Origin of the sequence: Pantoea sp. App145, from assembly GCF_047947045.1 — a bacterium.
Taxonomy (GTDB): Bacteria; Pseudomonadota; Gammaproteobacteria; order Enterobacterales; family Enterobacteriaceae; genus Pantoea.
The window spans coordinates 3325032-3344334 of sequence record NZ_CP133290.1 but is presented as its reverse complement, the minus strand read 5'-3'; the positions used below and the strand labels follow the sequence as shown (position 1 = coordinate 3344334).

Below are 19303 nucleotides of genomic sequence, written 5' to 3'. Positions count from 1 at the left end.
ATGAAAGCATTGAACGCTGTCGCCATTCTTTTAACCGCCATGATGTTGCAGGGCTGCGTTGCCGTGGTCGCTGGCGGCGCTGCAGTTGCGACCAAAACCGCCACTGACCCACGTACCGTGGGCACTCAGGTTGATGACGGTACGCTGGAACTGCGTGTGACCAACGCGCTGGCGAAAGATGCACAAATCAAAAACCAGGCACGCGTGGTGGTGACGGCCTATCAGGGCAAAGTACTGCTGACCGGTCAGTCACCGTCGGCGGATCTGTCGAACCGCGCTAAACAGATCGCCATGGGCGTTGATGGTGCCACCGAGGTTTACAACGAAATCCGTACCGGCCAGAAAGTCAGCCTGGGGACGTCCTCAAGCGACACCTGGATCACCACCAAAATCCGTTCTCAGCTGCTGGGCAGCGATCAGGTGAAATCCTCAAACGTGAAAGTCACCACCGAAAACGGCGAAGTGTTTTTGTTAGGGTTAGTGACACAGCAGGAAGCGGCAGCGGCGGCCGATCTTGCCAGCCGGGTGAGCGGCGTGAAGCACGTCACCACCGCGTTTACCATTCTGAAATAACCTTGCAAGGGCGGCATCAGCCGCCCTTTTTTCATACCGGAATATCAATCACCAGCGCACGCAACGGCGTTTTAGCCTGTAGCGTAATCTGCTGTTCTTCCGCCAGAAATGCACCATCACCGCAGCTCAGTTTTTCCTGATGATTGCTGCTGGCCAGCACATCAAGCGAACCGTGGATCGATTGCAGATAAGCGCGTGGCCCATGCAGCTTCACGCTGTGCTGCTCACCGGGTGCCAGCGTCACCTGATGTACCCACACCTGCTGACGCAGTTGCAGGCTACCTTCTGCGCCATCTGGCGAGGCCAGCAGGAAAGCCGTTTGCTCTGGCAACGCCATTTTCTGCAACAGCGGATTCTCACGCTCCGGACAGGCTGACAGCCACAGCTGCATCCTGGTCAGCGGTTGATCTTTGCTGAGGTTGATTTCGCTATAGCTCACGCCCTGGCGCGCCGCCAGCAGCAGCGCTTCGCCGGCACGGGCGATGATATGGTTACCGTCACTGTCGCGGTACTCAGCCTCCCCCTGTAGCACCAGGTTGAGCACATCAACCTGCGGATAGGTGCGTGGCTGGAAGGCTGCACCGGGTGCCAGCACTTCCTGATTGAGCACACGCAACGAGGCATAGCCCATCAGTTTCGGGTCAAAATAGTGGCCAAATGAGAAGCTGTATCGCGCCTGCAACCAACCGAAATCGGCCTGGCCACATGCTGACGCGCAGCGGGTTGTCATCATGATTTACCTCCGACGCTCTGCGGGATGATACGCCGCAGATTTATAGGATTATGGTAAAAGGCTGGACGCCGGATTGTTAGCCAGTTAATCTGCCCGGCATGTTCAAATTTCCTGACAGAGAATCGGCATGGCAAAAGAGCGCGCGTTAACCCTTGAAGCTTTACGTGTGATGGATGCTATTGACCGGCGTGGCAGCTTTGCCGCAGCGGCCGACGAGCTGGGACGCGTACCTTCTGCCCTGAGTTACACCATGCAGAAGCTGGAAGAGGAACTGGATGTGGTGTTGTTTGACCGCTCCGGCCACCGCACCAAATTCACCAATGTCGGCCGCATGTTGCTGGAACGTGGCCGGGTGTTGCTCGAAGCTGCCGATAAACTTACCACCGATGCCGAAGCGCTGGCACGTGGCTGGGAAACCCACCTCACCATCGTCACCGAGGCGCTGGTGCCGACTGAACACCTGTTCCCGCTGGTAACCAAACTGGCGGACAAAGCCAACACGCAGATTTCACTGGTCACCGAAGTGCTGGCCGGTGCCTGGGAGCGGCTGGAGCAGGGCCGGGCCGATATCGTGATTGCGCCGGATATGCATTTCCGCGCCTCAACTGAAATCAACACCCGTAAGTTGTACAGCATGATGAGCGTGTATGTGGCCAGCCCGGATCATCCGATCCATCAGGAAGCCGAACCGCAGTCTGAAGTCACGCGCGTCAAATATCGCGGCATTGCCGTCGCCGACACAGCCCGTGAACGCCCGGTGCTGACTGTGCAGCTGCTGGATAAACAACAACGTCTGACAGTAAGCAGCATGGACGATAAACGTCGGGCGCTGCTGGCCGGACTGGGTGTGGCGACTATGCCTTATTCGCTGGTGGAGCAGGATATTGCCGAAGGACGTTTGCGCGTGGTGAGTGCGGAATATACCCGTGAAGTGGATATCATCATGGCATGGCGACGCGACAGCATGGGCGAAGCCAAAGCCTGGTGCCTGCGCGAAATCCCGCGCCTGCTGGCGAAGAAAGGCTAATCAGCTTCGCTGATTAACCTTTTCGTAGCGGCGCGATTTATCGCGCTCTTTTGACCTTTTCGAGGGCAAAAAACGCGCGATAAATCGCGCCGCTACGAATGGGTGTGAATACGCATTGCGCGATAAACCGCGCCGCTACAGGCGACTGAGGCAATCCATCGCCACTGCCTTAAAGCTGGCGAAATCGCCAGAATCGCGCAGCCGCGTCATTGCCCGTTCGCGCAGGAAGGTGACGAACAAATCGTAAATCGCCATCGCCTCTTCATATTCGCTTTTGCTGATCGCCAGCAGGAAAATCACCGAGGCGGTTTCATCGCCCCAGCTAATTCCCTGCGGAGCCAGCACGGTGTAGACCACGGTTTTTTTCGCCAGCAACCCCAGCGAGTGTGGTAACGCTATTCCCTCACCCAGCATGGTGCTGACAATCGCTTCGCGCTCCTCAACTGACGGATAAAAATCGTCGTCGACATAGCCTTCCCGTTGCAGCTGGTTACACAGCTGGCGAAACAATGCCGATTGCGTCATCGGCTGATCCACCACCAGAAAATGTTGCGCGTCGAAGTATTTCTCCAGCATGTAAGGACGGGTGCGGTCCACCAGCACCAGTTTGCCCAGTTGCTCCAGCTGGAATTCGGTGGGAAACGGCGACATCACCGCCACCGGGCTGTTTTTCTCTTTAAGCCGCGCGGTGGAGATAACAAAATCTTCTTCAATAAAATCGAGCGCCTCATATTCACGCTGTGACAGGCGCGCCGTCACCTGTAATTGCGGATACTTACGCAGCAGCAGCGCCTCAATCATCCGCAGCGTGGAGTTACCGCTATCGCATACCAGCAGCACCTGCGGATGGCGCTGATAGCCCACGTCATAATGGCGCTCCAGCCCCACGCCGATGTGTAGCACCAGAAAACCGATTTCGTTTTCGCTGATGGTGTACGGCGTATATTTGCCCCAACTGGTAACCGCCGCCAGCGTCATGTCGTAGGCCATCGGATAATGCTGCTTGATGTTGTTCAGCAACGGGTTAGGGATGTGGATCTGGTAACGCACCCGGGTGATCATGGTTTTAATATGGGTGAGCAAATCGGCGCGCAGCTGCTCGTCCTGTTGCAGGCGGTAGTTGTAGTGGGTGTTGATATAACTCAGCAGGTAATCCACCAGCGCATCGGCATCGTCAGCGTTAATGGTGCTGGGTGCCAGCGCCTGAATCTGGCGGGCGGCGATATTGACGCGCAGCCAGTTCTCTTCCGCCTGTGAAATCGGTTTGCCGACCAGCGGCAGCATCAGCTCAACCAGCTGGTGTGCCGCTTCACGCACCTCTTCTCCCACATCTTCGGCACCGGGGTCGTTTAGCGGAAAGCCTTCGCTGATACGCCGCACCGCCACCGCGCAATAGATTTGCAGATAGCGCTCACCTTCATCGCTCAGACGAATCGCGTGATGGGCAAAGCATTGCTGCAACAGCGGTTGCAGCTGCTCCAGCATCCCGCTGTGCAGTGCTTCCACCGTCAACAGCGGGCTATCCGGCGTGTCCTGATCGATCTGCCACAGCAGGTCGGTCAGGCAGGTGCGAATCGCCGCCTCGCTACCAAACAGTTTCATGCCGTAGCGTGGCTTGGTTTCGATATTCAGGTGATAGCGCCCCAGCCATTCACGTACTTCAGCCATATCGCTTTGCAGCGTGGCGCGGCTGACAAACCACTCTTCCGACAGATCTTCCAGCTTGAGCGAATACGCCGCCGTCAGGAAGCGGCTGAGCAGATAACGCACGCGGTCCGGCGAGGTACGTGGCACGCGCAGCGGCGCGGCGGTTTGTGCCTGCAACTGACCAAAACGCCGTGCATCATCCACTTTCAGCTGATACCCCGCGCCACGCGCCAGCACAAACTGCGCGCCGTGCTGCGCCAGCAGCGCATTCAGTGCCGTGATGTCGGTACGCACCGTGCGCGTCGAGATGGAGAAACGGCGCGCCAGCTCATCCTGCGGCAAGGTTTCATTTTGCAGCGCAGCGAAAAGCTGGGCCAGACGCTGGTTAGGGAATCTCAAGGGGCTTCACCTGTTACTTATTTGTTACAACAGCTTTTTGCACGTTGCCAGAAGCTGACGGACATCGTCAATGCGCGTGTCGCCAGTCGCGCTGTCGATAATGGAACTATAGACATGCGGAATCACTTTAGTGACGCCCGCCTCCAGCGCAATGCGCACGATCTCCTCAAAGTTGCTGAGATCGATACCGCCGGTCGGTTCCAGCCAGAAGTCATGACGCGCACAGGCTTCCGCCACGGCACGGTATTCATCCACCGCTTTCAGTCCCCCCATCGGGAAATACTTCACCGAGCTGCCACCCATATCCTGAAGCAGCGCGATGGCACTAGCGATCGGTATGATGGCATCTGGCCCCTGGGCACTGCGCGGTCCGGTAGAGATTTTTACCAGACCCGGCGTGCCAGTGGGCGAAATCAGCCCGTTGACCACGGTTTCGTTCTGCCCGAGCAGCGCACGGCTGGTGGCGACGCCGGTAAACACCTGGTTAACGTGCTGCGGTTGAATCGCTGCCGCAATCGCGCTCACCATCGCCGACTGATTGGGATCTCCGGCACCCAGCCCGACGGAAATGGCGTTATCAATCAGCGCAGCATACTCGCGCATATCGTCAATGGCCGCTTCGGTGGTGGCGTAGTTTTTGGATAATACGCCCACCAGCACATGGCCTTCCGCCGCCTGCCAGATGTCGCGCGCATTCTGCTTTGAACCCGCCAGCACATTGAGGCACAAACGGCCCTGATAAAAATTCGGTGTCAGAGTCATGCCTGTTTCTCTCCATTGAGCAATGCCTGAATGGCGGTAAAAATGGTATGCAGCTGATCGGCGCTGACGCTGCGCACATCGGCTTCAATAATGCCTTCGTTGGCTTTGTAGCCGCGGAAGTAGATGGCGATAACGCCGGTTTTCAGCGCCTGTACCAGCTCGCCGGTGCCCCAGCCGGTCTGGGCTTCGTCAAACTTAATCTCGGCGCGTGCGATGTCACGTCCGGCGGCATCCCATACCACCCGTGCACTCACGCCCTTCAGGGTGTTGAGGTTGGCGATAAACGGCGTCATTTTTTCCACCATTTGCGCGCCCGTGGTTTTTTCCTGCACCAGATAGTTTTCAATCGCCTGGGTCAGACCGAGGATACCCTCTTTGCCCACCTTCATGGCGCGACCAATACCGTTACTCTGACGTTTCACCCATTCAACGTATTGCGTGCGGCCAATTACCAGCCCGCTGGTCGGCCCTTCAATCGCTTTCGCGCCGCTGTAGATCACCAGGTCAGCACCCATCTGGTAATAGCACTGCAAATCTTCTTCAGCTGCGGCATCGACAATCAACGGAATGCCGTGTTTACGTGCCACCACTGCCGCCTGTTCGACGCTGAGATGGCTTTTCTGCACGCAATGGTGTGATTTGATGTACAGCAGTGCGGCTGTGGTCGGCGTAATCGCGGCTGCCAGCTGTTCTGGCGAGCATTCGTTGCTGTAGCCTGCTTCCACCAGCCGTCCGCCCCCCAGCGCGACCATGGTGCCCACAGGGGCGCCAAAATTGACGTTATGCCCCTTCGGTACCACGATATCGTGCGGCACGCTCAACGGTGCGGCATGCAGGTTCTCCAGCAGCCAGGCGTTATCTTTGACGATCACCGCCGCCACGCTCTGCGCAATCCCCGCCGAGGCGCAGGACACCACCACCGCATTCTCCACCTGCAACAGCTGCGCAATATACGCGCCGGTCTTATCAACCAGATCTTTCATCTCAAAGTAGTGGTTGAGGCCGTATTTCACGGTATCCACCACATCCGCTGCCGGTGTTGATACGCCGAGAATGGTCATGCGGCCGGAGGCATTAATGACCTGTTTCAGGCCATATTTTTCATAAATCGAAGACATGATTGGTTTTCCCTTCATCAGTCAGATACCACTGGCCCGCCACCACGGCGGCCAGTGGTAACACATGTTGTTCACCCAGTACCTGTTCGCCTTCCGCATCGACGAACGGGCGGGCTTCTTCTTTGACGGTAAAAATGGTCAGGTCGGCGTCATAGCCCACAGCCAGCCGCCCTTTGTGCGCCAGACGCAGCCCTTCAGCGGCTTTCCAGGTCACGCAGTCGATTACCTGCGCCAGCGTCATACCGATGCTGAAAAATTTCGACATCACGTGTGCCAGGCTGTGCACCGGCCCGTTGATGCGGTTGCGGCAGTAAATATCCGAGCTGATGGTGTCGGGCAGAATGCCCCGGGCAATCGCCTGGCGGGCCACCTCAAAGCTGAAGCTGGCGCTGCCGTGGCCGATATCCAGCCGCACACCGCGCGCGATGGCGTTTTTCACTGCCGCCTTCAGTTCGCCCTGCGGCGTGAGGATACGGTTGGGTTTACCGTTGTAGCAGTGGGTGATGATGTCGCCGGAAGTCAGCAGGTCGGCGATTTCTTCCAGCACCGGCGGGTTATTACCGATATGCACCATCAGCGGCAGATGACCAGCAGCCTGCTGAATGGCTTTGGCGCGGATTAACGGCTGGATGCCGTTTTCGCCTACCACGCTGCTGCTCATGCGCGCCTTCAGGCCAACAATAAAATCCGGGCGACGCTGCACCGCCTGCACCACCGCTTCGCCGTCAATCTGCGCCATATCGGCCAGTTCGTTCTGCGTGACAATGCCGGTGCGGGCGATGTTGATCAGCGCACGCACGTCGGTGGTGACCTGGCGTGTCAGCTGATAAAAATCGTCGATATCATCAGCACCGGTGCTGCCTGCATCGACCACCGTGGTGACGCCCTGCGTCACACCGATGGCATCCGCATCGTCATGATAAATTGGTGATTTCGGATAGCAGTGCACATGGCTGTCGATCCAGCCTGCGCTAACGTAATAACGCCCGGCCAGATCGCGCTCCTGCAAGGCCGCGCCCGCTACCACGCCCACTGCGGCGATTTTGCCGTCCTGCAACGCGATATCGACCAGTTGTTCGTCGCACAAACGCGCACCGCGCAAAATCAAATCAAACATACCTACTCCTTAGCGCGGCCCACTCCGGGGCCGCCCATCACATCAGAGAGACACCGGGAAGATAGCACCCAGCGCCATGGCACCGAGGATCGCGCCACCGGTAATCGGTTTGTTCCACAGATAGAACAGCAGGGAACCCACCAGCGCGCCGAGACCGATTGGAATCGAGGCGGTCATCGCCGACAGGATGATCAACGGACCCAGGAAGCGACCAGAGGCGTTGCCGGCCCCCATCATCACATCGGCTCCGTAGGTGGAGTCGCTCTGATTAATGGTGAACTTACGCGCCAGGATGATGATGTAGCCCACCGCCAGACCCAGCACCAGGCCGGTTGCCAGCGAAGCAGCAAAGTTCGCTACCGGAAAGACAATCCCTGCGCCCAGCAGCAGTGCCGGAACACCGAGGCCGATACCGGTCTGAATCGCCCCACCGATGTCGAGAATCCCCACCAGCGAACCTTCAATGATGCGGGCAAACAGGAAGCTGGCACCAAAGGCCGCGACCGCACCGTAGACGCCGGTTTCCATGCCGGAACGCAACATCGAAACAAACGCCACTTCGTTAAAGGCACCAATGCCGTACAGGTAGTACATATGCGTACCGGCAAACACCCCGGCGGATAGCAGGCCGACAAAAATCGGGAAAGACCAGTCGGCGTACCAGAACCCTTTGTTTTCGTTCATGCTGATGGCTCCTTATTTGCCGCTGAGACTGTTGTGGATCATGTCCAGCCAGCCAGGAATGCCAAGCTGGAAGGATTGCAGCAGTTTCATGTCGAAGCCGCGGAAGAAGCCGCTCAGCACGAATAGCAGCACGATGGCGGTCATCATCACTTTAGTGACTTTGTTCCAGCCGCTCTCCTCTACCCCTTTACCGATCAGGATGCCCAGTACCAGACCTGGTACGGCGTTACCCATGATCAGCTGCGCCAGACCGCCAAAAATGGTGGCCCAGAAGCCCGATTTCTTACCGGCATCAATCGCCGCCAGCCAGAAAATCACCGGCATCACGGTGTTCACCAGCAAATTGGCTGCGGGAACCAGGACTTTGACTGCGGTGACCTGCAACGCAGCGGGTACGGCCGAGGCGGTGCTGTTGAGGAAAGCCACCACGATCATGCCGATGATGCCGCAGGCAATGGCCATCTTTTTCGGGTCGTGGAGCGTTTCTGCCACGTTGCGGTTTTTCACCATCAGTGCCGCCGCGCCCCAGTTGGGCAGGATGCGATGGTCAACATCTTGTGTGAAGGACCCTGCCGCCACGGATGAAGCCCAGGCGTTAAAGAAAAAGCCGAGACCAAAGGAGAAGTGCGATGCTGGATCGCCTTCACAGGAGTTAAGTTCGCCCAACGTGCGGAACGCGCCCATGCCCTGTGTGGTCGGTGCGTGAAACATACGCGCGGCACCTGCTCCGACGCCAACACCAACCAACCCGCCAATGATTAACGACTTAAACAAAATAATTAAAAACATGCGCTTACCTTTGTTTTTCGTCTGTTGTTAAGGTGCCGCCGTGAATTCAACCTGCTCGGTATCGATCACGGTGACGCTGACGGTAATCTCCAGCTCGACGCTGTAGTTCCGTCGCTCACGCGCAAGGAAAAAGAACAAAAATTTCTCCGTCTTGACGCGCTCCTGCGCGCGCAGCACCCGAACATCCTGGGGTTCAATGCGCAACAGAATCTTTTGTGTGGTGCGCAGCACCTGCTGCTGCACCCGGCTCAGGGCATCGGCAAAGGCTTTGGCTTTTGTGTCACCGGTTCCCTTTACCATCACCTGAGTCACGTATTGTTGTTTCATGCTTAGCTGCCGTGTTTTTTCGTCCAGGCCTGCACCAGCCGTTCACCCAGCTCTTCTTTGTCCATAAAGCCGAAGCCAAGCACCGTGGCACCTTCGTTGATCGCCGTAACGCCTTCATCAATCGAACGCATGCCATGTTTTGCTTTATAGCCATATTTGTTCTGTGCGGTGATGGCACCTGCGCCGCCACTGCCGCAGAAGGAGATGCCAAAGTCGGCGTTTTCCGCTTTCATCACGTCGCCCAGCTTCATATCCGCCGCCACACCCGGCACCACTACCGCACGGCCACCGGCTTTCTCGACACCTGCCGCCACTTTTTGTCCTTTACCCAGACGATCGCCAATCACTACTGTTACCATGTTCAATTCCTCTTAAAATTTCTGACTAATTCGACCTTGCAACTTCAATGTGTACCGACAATAACCACGCCTCTTCGCGTGGCAGGTTGCCGAACAGATCCACCACCTGCTGCGCCAGCGCCATCGTCTCGGGCGAGATATCCTCAAATAGCTCCGCTTCCACTTCCGGTAAGGCTTCCCCGGTGAGGGAGCGCGAGGCCATGGCTCGCACGTGTGAGGTCAGCATTTGCTGCTGCACCGCATTGGGTTCGATGTGGTGCGCCGCATACAGCGCGGCAATCTGCGTCATCACGTTATCCGCCAGCGCCTGAATCGCTTCCGGCGTGCTCTGTTTCAGCGGAACTGCTTCACTACTCACCTGGCTCACTCCTGTTTACAGCGGACAATGACCGTTAATTCGCGTTGAAAATAAATTACGCTTTCCTCAAAACGGTGTGGAGACGCATCTTTTCCACCTCAAAGTGGAAATCATGCTGGCAACTGTGCGCCAGATCGCATGATGCATGAACGGTGCAAAATACATCACATTTCGCACAGAATGATGGGAATGTACGGCAGAATCGGGCGGGTTATGCCCAGGAATAAGGCCAGCCAGATGGCTGGCCTGGCTGTCAGCGGAATTTCTTATGGTTGGCGTTGCGAATATCTTCCAGTTTCTTCGCTTCGGTTTTAGCCTCGTCCAGTTTGTTGGCCTGAGCCAGTTGATCCACCACATCAATCTGGGCGATCAGCGAATCCAGTCCGGCGTGGAAATCCTTGATCTGAGCGCTATCAGCAGGCTGACCTTCCAGCTTTTCCGGCGTGGATTTTTTCGCATCCTCCGCCGCCTGGCGCATCTTGCCGAGCGCGGTTTGCATTTCCTGGGCATCGGAGGTTTTTTTCACCGTTTTCAGCCCATCATTCAAAGTATGCATATCCTGCTCCAGATCAGCCGCATACAGGCTGGCACTGGAGAACAACAGCGACAGAGACAACATTGCAATCACATGCTTACGCATCGTTCATTCCTTTATTATTGTGGAGATAAAAAAGGCAGCCTTGCGGGCTGCCTTCAGGAAGCGATGTCATTACTGCCCGGCGATCTTCATCTCCGGAAGCAGCACCGATCCACACTGGATGTTGCTGCGGGTTTCAATATCGTTGCCGATAGTCACCATGTTGCGCCACATATCTTTCAGGTTACCGGCGATGGTGATTTCGCTCACCGGATACTGGATTTCACCGTTCTCCACCCAGTAACCGGCCGCACCACGTGAATAGTCGCCGGTAATGGCGCTGACACCCTGACCCATCAGTTCCGTCACCACCAGGCCACGACCCATCTGCCTGATCAAATCGTCAAAGCTATGGCCCTGACCGGCAATGCGCCAGTTGTGAATGCCACCCGCATGGCCGGTGCTTTGCAGGCCAAGCTTACGCGCGGAATAGCTGGTCATCAGCCAGTTTTGCAGCACACCATTTTTGATAATGTCACGCGCCTCGGTACGTACCCCTTCGCTATCAAATGGCGTCGAGGCCAGGCCTTTCAGCAGGTGCGGCTTCTCTTCGATGGTCAGCCATTCCGGCAGGATCTGTGTGCCCAGCGCATCGAGCAGGAAAGTCGATTTGCGGTACACGCTGCTGCCGCTGATGGCTCCCACCAAGTGACCAAACAGGCCCGTTGCCACTTCCGGGGCGAAAATCACCGGTGCTTTCATGGTGGAAAGCTTGCGCGGCGACAGGCGTGACAACACGCGGCGTGCGCATTCTGCCCCGACCCAATCAGCGCTTTGCAGATCGTGAATATCACGGCCAATGGTGTAAGCGTAATCACGCTCCATTTCGCCATTTTGTTCTGCAATCACGCAGCTGGAAAGCGAATGGCGGCTGGAGCAGTAGCTCTGCAACATGCCGTGGCTGTTGCCGAATACTTTGATACCGACGTGGCTGTTGAAGCTGCCGCCTTCGGTATTGGTGATGCGTTTATCGGCCTGTAAGGCGGCTTGTTCCGCCTGCGCCGCCAGTTCAATCGCGCGATCGGCGTCGATCTCCCACGGATGGTAGAGATCGAGATCCGGGGCGTCGAACGCCAGAAGGGAGCGATCCGCCGGACCGGCATAAGGATCGGCGGAGGTGTAACGGGCAATATCGATCGCCGCCTGCACGGTGCGTTTGATGGCATCCGGGCTGAGGTCGGTAGAAGACGCACTGCCTTTACGATTCTGATGATAAACGGTGATGCCGAGCGCGCCATCGCTATTGAATTCGACGTTTTCCACTTCGCCGTAGCGGGTACTGACACCAATCCCGGTAGTTTTGGTGACCGCCACTTCCGCGCCATCGGTGCTGGCTTTCGCCAGTTCCAGCGCCTGTGCGACAGCCTGTTCCAACACTTTACGTTGTTCTGCAACCTGAGTAGATACGTTCATCGACCTGCCGTCTAATCTTATGTATGAATATTTTGAGTCTATCAGACTCAGAGAACAATTTCGCAGTCCCCCGATAAACTGGTAGGATTAGCCTCTTTTTTTTAGGGAGCCAAGAGATGACCAAGCAGCCCGAAGACTGGCTCGATGATGTGCCGGATAATCAGGAAGAAGAAGACGAAGAGATTATCTGGGTCAGCAAAAGCGAAATTAAACGCGATGCCGAGGAGCTGAAGCGCCTGGGTGCCGAGTTAGTCGAACTGGGGAAAAATTCCCTCGACAAGATTCCACTCGACGAAGATTTACGTGCCGCCATTGAACTGGCGCAGCGTATCAAGAAAGAAGGCCGTCGCCGCCAGTTGCAGCTGATCGGTAAGATGCTGCGCGCCCGTGATGTGGAACCGATTCGTCTGGCTTTGGACAAACTGAAAAACCGCCATAACCAGCAGGTAGCGTTGTTCCATAAGCTGGAGAATTTGCGCGATCGTTTGATTGAGCAGGGTGATGATGTGATGGCCGAGGTGGTTAACCTCTATCCGCAGGCCGATCGCCAGCAGCTGCGCAGCATGATTCGCAATGCGCAGAAAGAAAAAGCGGCGAACAAACCACCAAAAGCGGCACGTCAGATTTTCCAGTATCTGCGCGAACTGGCAGAGGCTTAATTTCGTATCACGTAGCGGCGCGATTTATCGCGCAGGGTTTACAGACGCGCGATGAATCGCGCCGCTACGGATTACCGCCCCAGACGCTCCAGCAGTTTCTGATGAATACCGCCAAAGCCACCGTTACTCATTACCAGAATCGAATCACCTGGCTGCGCGACTTTCGCCACCATTTCTACCAGCGTATCGATATCGGCACTCCAGTGAGCAGGCTGGATGCAGGCATCCGCCACATCGGCAACCTGCCACGGAATATGGTGCGGCTGGAACAGGAACACTTCATCGGCACGTCCCAGTGACGGTGCCAGTTCATTCTTGCTGACGCCCATTTTCATGGTGTTCGAACGTGGTTCCAGCACCGCCAGAATACGCGCCGTGCCCCCCACTTTGCTGCGCAGCGCGGCCAGGGTGGCGAGGATCGCCGTTGGATGATGGGCAAAATCGTCATAAACCTTGATGCCGTTCACGTCGCCACGCAGCTCGAGGCGGCGGCGCGCATTGATAAAGCGCCCCAGCGCTTCACCGGCATCGTCCGGTTTCACCCCCACATGACGTGCGGCGGCCATCGCCATCAGGCCATTGTGCATGTTGTGCTCACCCACCAGGCCCCAGTTCACTTCCGCCACTTTCTCACCATCAAGCCAGGCTTCCCAGCGTGAGGCATCTGGCGTCAGTTTTTTCGCCTGCCAGTGACCGTTGTCACCCACCGTTTCCTGCTCACTCCAGCAACCCATCGCCATCACCTGCTTCAGGTTATGATCGTGTTCCGGCAGCAGGATCTTACCCTGGCCCGGTACGATGCGGATCAAATGATGGAACTGTTTCTGGATGGCACGCAGATCGTCAAAGATATCCGCATGATCGAATTCCAGATTGTTGAGGATCAGTGTGCGCGGGCAGTAATGCACAAACTTGGAACGTTTGTCGAAAAAGGCGCTGTCGTACTCATCCGCCTCAATGACGAAGAACGGGCTTTTTCCTAATTTTGCCGAAACATCGAAATTTCCTGGCACACCACCAATAATAAAGCCCGGTTCAAGGCCACAAGCCTCAAGAATCCACGCTGCCATGCCAGCTGTCGTGGTTTTACCGTGGGTTCCGGCCACGGCCAGCACCCAGCGATCGCGTAGCACGAAATCGTGCAGCCACTGCGGGCCGGAGAGGTAAGGAATGTTACGTTCCAGCACTGCTTCCACACAGGGATTGCCGCGCGTCATGGCGTTGCCGATGATCACCAGATCCGGGGCGGGATCAAGTTGACTGGCATCATAACCTTCCGTTAATTCAATGCCTTGCTGCTCCAGCAAGGTACTCATTGGCGGATAGACATTGGCGTCAGAGCCGGTCACTTCGTGGCCAAGTGAGCGCGCCAGCATCGCCAGACCGCCCATAAAAGTGCCACAAATCCCAAGGATGTGAATGCGCATAAAGAGATCCATTACTCAAAAGTTCGGCGCACAGTGTAACGCCGAGTGCAGGTGGAAGAAACGGATTAGGACTATGGTTTTTAAAGTTCAATCGGCTAAACTGCGTACGCATACGTTGGCAGTTTGTTAGAGCTGCTGCCACTCCATCGTAGATTCAGGGAATGTGTTATGAAAACGTTAGGCGAATTTATCGTCGAGAAGCAACACGACTTTCCTCACGCCACAGGTGAACTGACGGCGCTGATTTCAGCCATCAAGCTGGGTGCGAAAATTATCCACCGCGATATCAACAAAGCGGGTCTGGTGGATATTCTCGGTGCCAGCGGCGTGGAAAACGTACAGGGTGAGCAGCAGATGAAGCTGGACCTGTTCGCCAACGAAAAGCTGAAAGCAGCACTGAAAGCACGCGGCATTGTGGCGGGTATCGCTTCCGAAGAGGAAGATGAGTTCGTCATCTTCGAAGGAGTGGAGCACGGCAAATATGTGGTGTTGATGGATCCGCTGGACGGTTCTTCCAACATCGACGTTAACGTTTCCGTTGGTACCATCTTCTCGATCTACCACCGTGTATCCCCGCCGGGCACCCCGGTTACCGAAGCTGATTTTATGCAGCCGGGTAGCAAGCAGGTTGCCGCAGGTTACGTGGTGTATGGTTCATCCACCATGATGGTATACACCACCGGTGTGGGCGTGCACGCCTTTACCTACGATCCGTCACTGGGGGTGTTCTGCCTGAGCCACGAACGTATGACCTTCCCGGAGAAGGGCTACACCTACTCCATCAACGAAGGTAACTACATTCGTTTCCCGCAGGGCGTGAAAAAATACCTGAAGTTCTGCCAGGAAGAGGATATCGCCACTCACCGTCCTTACACCTCGCGCTACATCGGCTCTCTGGTGGCTGACTTCCATCGTAACCTGCTGAAAGGCGGCATTTATCTCTATCCAAGCACCGCCAGCCATCCGAAAGGTAAGCTGCGCCTGCTGTATGAATGCAATCCGATGGCCTTCCTGGCTGAGCAGGCAGGCGGTAAAGCCAGCGACGGTAAAAACCGTATCCTGGATATCCAGCCAGAGACCCTGCACCAGCGTTGCCCGTTCTTCTGCGGCAACGACGCCATGGTAGATGACGTCGAGCGCTTCCTGCGCGAGTTCCCGGAAGATCGTCAGGGCTGATTGGCCTCGATGACGGAAGCCCGCTCAATGCGGGCTTTTTGTTGCTGGTAATAATTTTCGATTTCTTTCTCTGCTCTCCTGCGCCCCAGTTTCCCGACCGGGAAATGTCCCAGGCCCAGTATGTATAAAATCATACCGACAACCAGGAAAAGTAATCCGGGAACTTCAGCACGGATACCGACAAAGATAGCAAAGAAAATAATCGCCACCCCGACGCCTACCAAACAAAATGCTTCGATATAACGTTCCCTGATCTTTTTAGGGTTAATAAACAGCTCACCCTCAACATTCACGCTGAGATAATGTCGGTGCATCACAAAGTATTTATTACTGCGTATTTCACTGGAGCGGTCGATAATCTTTATCACTTCATCCTGAATATGGCGATTCTCAATACCATACATTCGTTGGTTGACCAGCTGAATATATTGCTGCGCCAAACGGCTGCGATCCTCATTACTCAGAAACTCGTTATCCAGCTGGCTGGCAACAAATTTTATCCGATTATTTAATGAGTTTTTGAAGATATGTTCACCCTTAATATCGGAAAACATACTTTTCAGCATGCCGAGAACCGGAAAGAGCACCAGCAGGAGCAGGGTATAAAACGGATGGGCCTGGATAGCAGCTAATAACGTATCTATATGTTCGACTACGGCAGGATTCATTATCATCTCCTTGATATTTTACCCTGATTAACGTAGCAGAATATCAGTAATGATGATCGTATCATTTTGTAGCGGCACCATTTATCGCGCCGCTACAGACACGATTTTAATTTACACCGTCGTTATACGAAACTGCGCCATAGAAGCCTGCAACTGCTGTGACTGCGCTTCCAGCGATTGCGTCGCGGCGCTGGCTTCTTCCACCAGTGCGGCGTTCTGCTGTGCCGCCTCATCCATTTGCGTCACCGCCTGATTGACCTGCTCAATACCACGGCTCTGCTCCTCGGATGCTACCGAAATCTCCTTCATCAACGCGGTCACGCGCATCACTTCACTGGAGATCTCATCCATGGTTTCGCCCGCCTGAGTGGCCATTTCACTGCCTTCTTTCACCCGAACCTGGGATTCGCTAATCAACTCACGAATCTCCTTGGCGGCGGTGGCGCTGCGACCCGCGAGGGTTCGCACCTCATTGGCCACCACGGCAAAACCACGCCCCTGCTCACCGGCGCGCGCCGCTTCCACAGAAGCATTCAACGCGAGGATATTGGTCTGGAAGGCGATACCATCAATCACACTGAGAATATCGGCGATACGGTCAGAACTGTGGGTGATTTCCCGCATCTTCTCCATCACATAACACACCACTTCGGCACCGCGATCAGCTGTGTCCGAGACGCTGTTTGCCAGTTGGTGCGCCTGATGCGCGTTGCTGGCATTGAGGCGTACCGTCGCGGTGAGCTGCTCCATGCTGGCAGCGGTCTGCTCCAGCGAGGCCGCAGATTCCTCGGTACGCTGCGACAAATGCACGGTACCTGCCGACAGTTCACGGCTGCCAACATCAATTTGCAGGCTGGCTTCGCGAACCTGGCTGACCGAATCACACAAGGCCAGTTGCATGGCGGCCAGCGCCTGATTCAGTCGGCCCAGCTCGTTATTGGCGGTGGCTGGCAGTGCCTGCGATAAATCCCCCTCCGCAACCTGTTGCAGATGCCCGATCGCCCCCTCCAGCGGGCGCAGTAACAAACGACGCAGCAGCTGCCATGCCAGCACAATCATCAGTACTGTCATCAGCACCGCGATGCCAATCAGGACTTTCATCTGTATTTCGTTGCGCGCCGCCTGGGCCAGTCGCTCGGCTGATACCTGATCGGCATAGCGGCTGAAATCCTGCACTGCTTTGGCGTAATTGGCGGCCAGCGTCGAAAGATTGCCCTCGAGCACCGTGTAATATTCATCGGTATATTGCTTCTGCAACGCATCCATCATCGGCGTGATGCCCTGTTGCAGGTAGGCAGCAAAGCTGGCGGCCACTGCATCCGCCAGCGCTTTACCCTGTTTTGTCACCGTACCGGCATCGACAAAATCCTTCAGGTGCTGCTGCGAAGTGGCGACATCAGCCTGCGCCTGTTTCGTCACTGCCGCGCCCTCATCCAGCAGGCCGATTTCGATCTTGCGCACCGCCAAAGCGCCACTGGCACGAGCGCGCATCAGGTCTGCATTGCTTTGGTACAGGCTATTGAGTTCAACGCCCTGGATGCGATTGATAACATCCAGCGACTGATTGCCTGCGTTGATGGCGTAAATGCCCAGGGTGCTGACCGCCAGCAGCAACAATGTCATAAAAGCGAGTAAAGCGAGTAAACCGGTCCGTATTGATAAATTTTTGATCATGATAGTACCCGTGTGTATGAAAAAAGGCAGAAATCCAGCAGCCCTAAAACGGATAAGTTATCGGCAGTCACTTTGCTAAACTTTAACCACTGTTGATGGTCAATGGGCTGATGATCACCCTCTCTTAAAAATTGCTAAAGTCACTTTCATCCCGAATAAGGAATATCACGATGTATAAAGTGTTCCCGGTTGCCTGTCTGTTACTGAGCAGTTATGCGACAGCGCAGGAAAATGCGATCGACCAGAAGTTACAGCAGTGTCTGAATAAGGAATCCAGCACTGCCGCGCTCACGCAATGTTACGACAATGCAAATAAAGCATGGGATCAGGAGATGAATCAGCAATACGAGCAGGCAATGAAAAAATTAACCGGTGAACCTAAAGCCAAATTACGCAGCGCACAACGCGCCTGGCTGGCTTACCGTGACAGCTGGCTGGATGCCAGCAAGAGTGTCTTCTCTGCCAGCCAGGGCACGATGGCATCGCTTTCGCTGGGGGCACAGGGCGTGAATCTGGTGCGCAATCAGGCGCTGATGCTGCAATCAATTAACAAAGGCAGTTGCGCCAATCCCGATGATTGTTGATAAATGGGGGTGGTAAAAAAACCGCTTCGCGCTGGTCGTTGCCAGTGCCCCTTCAATCCTCTGGGAGAAATCATGGCTGCTTATGCCTCCACCATTATTCTGGTTTGCCTCGCTGTGCTCAGTTATTTCGTTCATAACAACGCTGTCACTATCTCGATTCTGATTCTGCTGGTGATCAAAATTACCCCGCTGGCACAATTCTTCCCTTATGTGGAAAAGCAAGGCATTCAGCTCGGTATCATCATTCTTACGGTGGCGGTGATGGCCCCGCTGGCCAGCGGCTCGCTGCCGGCTTCCTCGCTGATTAAGTCGTTCGCTAACTGGCAATCGATTGTGGCCATTCTGGTGGGGGTGTTTGTCGCCTGGCTTGGCGGTCGTGGCGTGCATTTTATGAGCGCACAACCTTCAGTGATTGGCGGCTTACTGATTGGTACGGTGATTGGTGTGGCCTTCTTCCGCGGGGTTCCGGTCGGACCATTAATTGCCGCAGGTATCGTCTCGTTGTTTGTGGCGGCGAAGTAAGCGGCTGGACCATTCCGAAACGCCAAAAAGGGGGCATACTTTCAGAGTCAGTTGGCTATAATAGCCGACACTCAACTTACGACTAATGAAGGAAAGCCAGATGAGTTTGAACCAGGTGCCCGCAGGTAAAGATCTGCCAGAAGATATCTATGTCATCATCGAGATCCCGGCAAATGCCGATCCGATCAAATATGAAGTGGACAAAGAGTCTGGCGCCCTGTTTGTAGACCGTTTCATGTCTACCGCCATGTTCTATCCGTGCAACTACGGTTACATCAACCACACCCTGTCTCTGGATGGTGACCCGGTTGACGTACTGGTGCCGACCCCGTATCCGCTGGAGCCGGGTTCTGTGATCCGTTGCCGCCCGGTTGGCGTGCTGAAAATGACCGACGAATCCGGTGAAGATGCCAAACTGGTTGCCGTACCGCACACTAAGCTGAGCAAAGAGTACGATCACATCAAAGATGTGAACGACCTGCCGGAACTGCTGCGTGCACAGATCACCCATTTCTTTGAGCACTACAAAGATCTGGAAAAAGGCAAATGGGTTAAAGTTGACGGCTGGGATAACGCCGAAGCAGCCAAAGCCGAGATCATCTCTTCTTACGAGCGCGCACAGAAGAAATAATTCTGCTGCCCCTCGCGCA

22 protein-coding genes are annotated in these 19303 nt (G+C 55.6%); 7 read left to right on the top strand and 15 right to left on the bottom strand.

Features of this window, described 5'->3' with window-relative positions:
- On the top strand, window positions 1–573 hold the full coding sequence (gene dolP, locus RCF31_RS15410) for a division/outer membrane stress-associated lipid-binding lipoprotein (RefSeq protein WP_416411541.1): 573 nt from the start codon (window positions 1–3) through the stop codon (window positions 571–573).
- A 31-nt stretch (window positions 574–604) separates the two neighbouring features.
- Here the strand turns inward: dolP and RCF31_RS15405 are convergent, their stop codons facing one another.
- Window positions 605–1306 (bottom strand): pirin family protein, encoded by a 702-nt coding sequence (locus RCF31_RS15405; protein WP_416411540.1) that lies wholly within the window; start codon window positions 1304–1306, stop codon window positions 605–607.
- A 127-nt stretch (window positions 1307–1433) separates the two neighbouring features.
- Between RCF31_RS15405 and RCF31_RS15400 the strand changes: the two genes are divergently transcribed.
- A complete protein-coding gene (locus RCF31_RS15400) occupies window positions 1434–2333 on the top strand; it encodes a LysR family transcriptional regulator (protein WP_084877047.1) in 900 nt (299 codons plus the stop codon).
- A gap of 135 nt (window positions 2334–2468) precedes the next feature.
- Here the strand turns inward: RCF31_RS15400 and RCF31_RS15395 are convergent, their stop codons facing one another.
- The 11 genes from RCF31_RS15395 to pmbA all read right to left on the bottom strand — a co-directional run bounded on the left by RCF31_RS15395 (window position 2469) and on the right by pmbA (window position 11943).
- Entirely contained in the window at window positions 2469–4379 is a 1911-nt protein-coding gene (locus tag RCF31_RS15395) for a BglG family transcription antiterminator (protein WP_416411539.1), read from the bottom strand.
- Between the two features lie 24 nt (window positions 4380–4403).
- The gene (dagF, locus tag RCF31_RS15390; protein ID WP_416411538.1) at window positions 4404–5141 is read right to left on the bottom strand and encodes a 2-dehydro-3-deoxy-phosphogluconate aldolase; all 738 of its coding nucleotides are present in this window, start codon (window positions 5139–5141) and stop codon (window positions 4404–4406) included.
- Window positions 5138–6259 (bottom strand): DgaE family pyridoxal phosphate-dependent ammonia lyase, encoded by a 1122-nt coding sequence (locus RCF31_RS15385; protein WP_299458879.1) that lies wholly within the window; start codon window positions 6257–6259, stop codon window positions 5138–5140. The genes dagF and RCF31_RS15385 overlap by 4 nt, the downstream gene beginning before the upstream one ends.
- Window positions 6243–7376, bottom strand: coding sequence for an amidohydrolase/deacetylase family metallohydrolase (locus tag RCF31_RS15380; RefSeq protein ID WP_299458877.1), 1134 nt, complete (start codon window positions 7374–7376; stop codon window positions 6243–6245). Before RCF31_RS15380 ends, RCF31_RS15385 begins: the two co-directional genes overlap by 17 nt.
- A 42-nt stretch (window positions 7377–7418) precedes the next feature.
- Complete coding sequence (locus RCF31_RS15375; protein ID WP_299458875.1) at window positions 7419–8060, bottom strand: DUF4310 family protein; 642 nt, start codon at window positions 8058–8060, stop codon at window positions 7419–7421.
- Between the two features lie 12 nt (window positions 8061–8072).
- Window positions 8073–8849, bottom strand: a complete 777-nt coding sequence (locus RCF31_RS15370) for a DUF4311 domain-containing protein (protein WP_299458873.1) — start codon at window positions 8847–8849, stop codon at window positions 8073–8075.
- 27 nt (window positions 8850–8876) lie between these two features.
- The gene (locus RCF31_RS15365) at window positions 8877–9176 is read right to left on the bottom strand and encodes a DUF4312 family protein (RefSeq protein ID WP_416411537.1); all 300 of its coding nucleotides are present in this window, start codon (window positions 9174–9176) and stop codon (window positions 8877–8879) included.
- 2 nt (window positions 9177–9178) lie between these two features.
- A complete protein-coding gene (locus tag RCF31_RS15360; protein WP_084877066.1) occupies window positions 9179–9535 on the bottom strand; it encodes an SFCGS family glycine-rich protein in 357 nt (118 codons plus the stop codon).
- Window positions 9536–9560: 25 nt separating this feature from the next.
- Window positions 9561–9824 (bottom strand): glycine dehydrogenase, encoded by a 264-nt coding sequence (locus RCF31_RS15355; protein WP_244989108.1) that lies wholly within the window; start codon window positions 9822–9824, stop codon window positions 9561–9563.
- A 322-nt stretch (window positions 9825–10146) separates the two neighbouring features.
- Window positions 10147–10533, bottom strand: coding sequence for a cytochrome b562 (gene cybC, locus RCF31_RS15350; RefSeq protein ID WP_313686217.1), 387 nt, complete (start codon window positions 10531–10533; stop codon window positions 10147–10149).
- A gap of 69 nt (window positions 10534–10602) precedes the next feature.
- On the bottom strand, window positions 10603–11943 hold the full coding sequence (pmbA, locus tag RCF31_RS15345) for a metalloprotease PmbA (protein WP_299458862.1): 1341 nt from the start codon (window positions 11941–11943) through the stop codon (window positions 10603–10605).
- A 116-nt stretch (window positions 11944–12059) separates the two neighbouring features.
- Between pmbA and yjgA the strand changes: the two genes are divergently transcribed.
- Window positions 12060–12602 carry a ribosome biogenesis factor YjgA gene (gene yjgA / locus RCF31_RS15340; protein ID WP_084877075.1) on the top strand — a complete coding sequence of 181 codons (543 nt, stop codon included), beginning with the start codon at window positions 12060–12062 and terminating at the stop codon, window positions 12600–12602.
- Window positions 12603–12673: 71 nt separating this feature from the next.
- Here the strand turns inward: yjgA and mpl are convergent, their stop codons facing one another.
- Complete coding sequence (mpl, locus tag RCF31_RS15335) at window positions 12674–14029, bottom strand: UDP-N-acetylmuramate:L-alanyl-gamma-D-glutamyl-meso-diaminopimelate ligase (RefSeq protein WP_084877080.1); 1356 nt, start codon at window positions 14027–14029, stop codon at window positions 12674–12676.
- 168 nt (window positions 14030–14197) lie between these two features.
- Between mpl and fbp the strand changes: the two genes are divergently transcribed.
- The gene (gene fbp / locus RCF31_RS15330) at window positions 14198–15205 is read left to right on the top strand and encodes a class 1 fructose-bisphosphatase (RefSeq protein ID WP_299458859.1); all 1008 of its coding nucleotides are present in this window, start codon (window positions 14198–14200) and stop codon (window positions 15203–15205) included.
- Here fbp and RCF31_RS15325 read toward each other — a convergent pair.
- On the bottom strand, window positions 15196–15873 hold the full coding sequence (locus tag RCF31_RS15325) for a hypothetical protein (protein ID WP_299458857.1): 678 nt from the start codon (window positions 15871–15873) through the stop codon (window positions 15196–15198). The genes fbp and RCF31_RS15325 overlap by 10 nt on opposite strands.
- A gap of 111 nt (window positions 15874–15984) precedes the next feature.
- Window positions 15985–17544, bottom strand: a complete 1560-nt coding sequence (locus RCF31_RS15320; protein WP_416413266.1) for a methyl-accepting chemotaxis protein — start codon at window positions 17542–17544, stop codon at window positions 15985–15987.
- A gap of 173 nt (window positions 17545–17717) precedes the next feature.
- On the opposite strand from RCF31_RS15320, the gene RCF31_RS15315 reads away from it, so the two are divergent.
- The 3 genes from RCF31_RS15315 to ppa all read left to right on the top strand — a co-directional run bounded on the left by RCF31_RS15315 (window position 17718) and on the right by ppa (window position 19284).
- A complete protein-coding gene (locus tag RCF31_RS15315) occupies window positions 17718–18131 on the top strand; it encodes a lysozyme inhibitor LprI family protein (RefSeq protein ID WP_416411536.1) in 414 nt (137 codons plus the stop codon).
- Window positions 18132–18203: 72 nt separating this feature from the next.
- Window positions 18204–18653, top strand: coding sequence for a DUF441 domain-containing protein (locus tag RCF31_RS15310; RefSeq protein WP_208716608.1), 450 nt, complete (start codon window positions 18204–18206; stop codon window positions 18651–18653).
- Between the two features lie 100 nt (window positions 18654–18753).
- Window positions 18754–19284, top strand: coding sequence for an inorganic diphosphatase (gene ppa / locus RCF31_RS15305; protein WP_031376399.1), 531 nt, complete (start codon window positions 18754–18756; stop codon window positions 19282–19284).
- The last annotated feature ends 19 nt before the right edge of the window (window positions 19285–19303 follow it).

What these genes read in the sequence shown, in the direction of transcription:
- dolP (WP_416411541.1), top strand. Translation starts at nt 1, where the DNA reads ATGAAAGCATTGAACGCTGTCGCCATTCTTTTAACCGCCATGATGTTG.
- RCF31_RS15405 (WP_416411540.1), bottom strand. Translation starts at nt 1,306, where the DNA reads ATGATGACAACCCGCTGCGCGTCAGCATGTGGCCAGGCCGATTTCGGT.
- RCF31_RS15400 (WP_084877047.1), top strand. Translation starts at nt 1,434, where the DNA reads ATGGCAAAAGAGCGCGCGTTAACCCTTGAAGCTTTACGTGTGATGGAT.
- dagF (WP_416411538.1), bottom strand. Translation starts at nt 5,141, where the DNA reads ATGACTCTGACACCGAATTTTTATCAGGGCCGTTTGTGCCTCAATGTG.
- RCF31_RS15385 (WP_299458879.1), bottom strand. Translation starts at nt 6,259, where the DNA reads ATGTCTTCGATTTATGAAAAATATGGCCTGAAACAGGTCATTAATGCC.
- RCF31_RS15380 (WP_299458877.1), bottom strand. Translation starts at nt 7,376, where the DNA reads ATGTTTGATTTGATTTTGCGCGGTGCGCGTTTGTGCGACGAACAACTG.
- RCF31_RS15375 (WP_299458875.1), bottom strand. Translation starts at nt 8,060, where the DNA reads ATGAACGAAAACAAAGGGTTCTGGTACGCCGACTGGTCTTTCCCGATT.
- RCF31_RS15370 (WP_299458873.1), bottom strand. Translation starts at nt 8,849, where the DNA reads ATGTTTTTAATTATTTTGTTTAAGTCGTTAATCATTGGCGGGTTGGTT.
- RCF31_RS15365 (WP_416411537.1), bottom strand. Translation starts at nt 9,176, where the DNA reads ATGAAACAACAATACGTGACTCAGGTGATGGTAAAGGGAACCGGTGAC.
- RCF31_RS15360 (WP_084877066.1), bottom strand. Translation starts at nt 9,535, where the DNA reads ATGGTAACAGTAGTGATTGGCGATCGTCTGGGTAAAGGACAAAAAGTG.
- RCF31_RS15355 (WP_244989108.1), bottom strand. Translation starts at nt 9,824, where the DNA reads ATGACGCAGATTGCCGCGCTGTATGCGGCGCACCACATCGAACCCAAT.
- cybC (WP_313686217.1), bottom strand. Translation starts at nt 10,533, where the DNA reads ATGCGTAAGCATGTGATTGCAATGTTGTCTCTGTCGCTGTTGTTCTCC.
- pmbA (WP_299458862.1), bottom strand. Translation starts at nt 11,943, where the DNA reads ATGAACGTATCTACTCAGGTTGCAGAACAACGTAAAGTGTTGGAACAG.
- yjgA (WP_084877075.1), top strand. Translation starts at nt 12,060, where the DNA reads ATGACCAAGCAGCCCGAAGACTGGCTCGATGATGTGCCGGATAATCAG.
- mpl (WP_084877080.1), bottom strand. Translation starts at nt 14,029, where the DNA reads ATGCGCATTCACATCCTTGGGATTTGTGGCACTTTTATGGGCGGTCTG.
- fbp (WP_299458859.1), top strand. Translation starts at nt 14,198, where the DNA reads ATGAAAACGTTAGGCGAATTTATCGTCGAGAAGCAACACGACTTTCCT.
- RCF31_RS15325 (WP_299458857.1), bottom strand. Translation starts at nt 15,873, where the DNA reads ATGAATCCTGCCGTAGTCGAACATATAGATACGTTATTAGCTGCTATC.
- RCF31_RS15315 (WP_416411536.1), top strand. Translation starts at nt 17,718, where the DNA reads ATGTATAAAGTGTTCCCGGTTGCCTGTCTGTTACTGAGCAGTTATGCG.
- RCF31_RS15310 (WP_208716608.1), top strand. Translation starts at nt 18,204, where the DNA reads ATGGCTGCTTATGCCTCCACCATTATTCTGGTTTGCCTCGCTGTGCTC.
- ppa (WP_031376399.1), top strand. Translation starts at nt 18,754, where the DNA reads ATGAGTTTGAACCAGGTGCCCGCAGGTAAAGATCTGCCAGAAGATATC.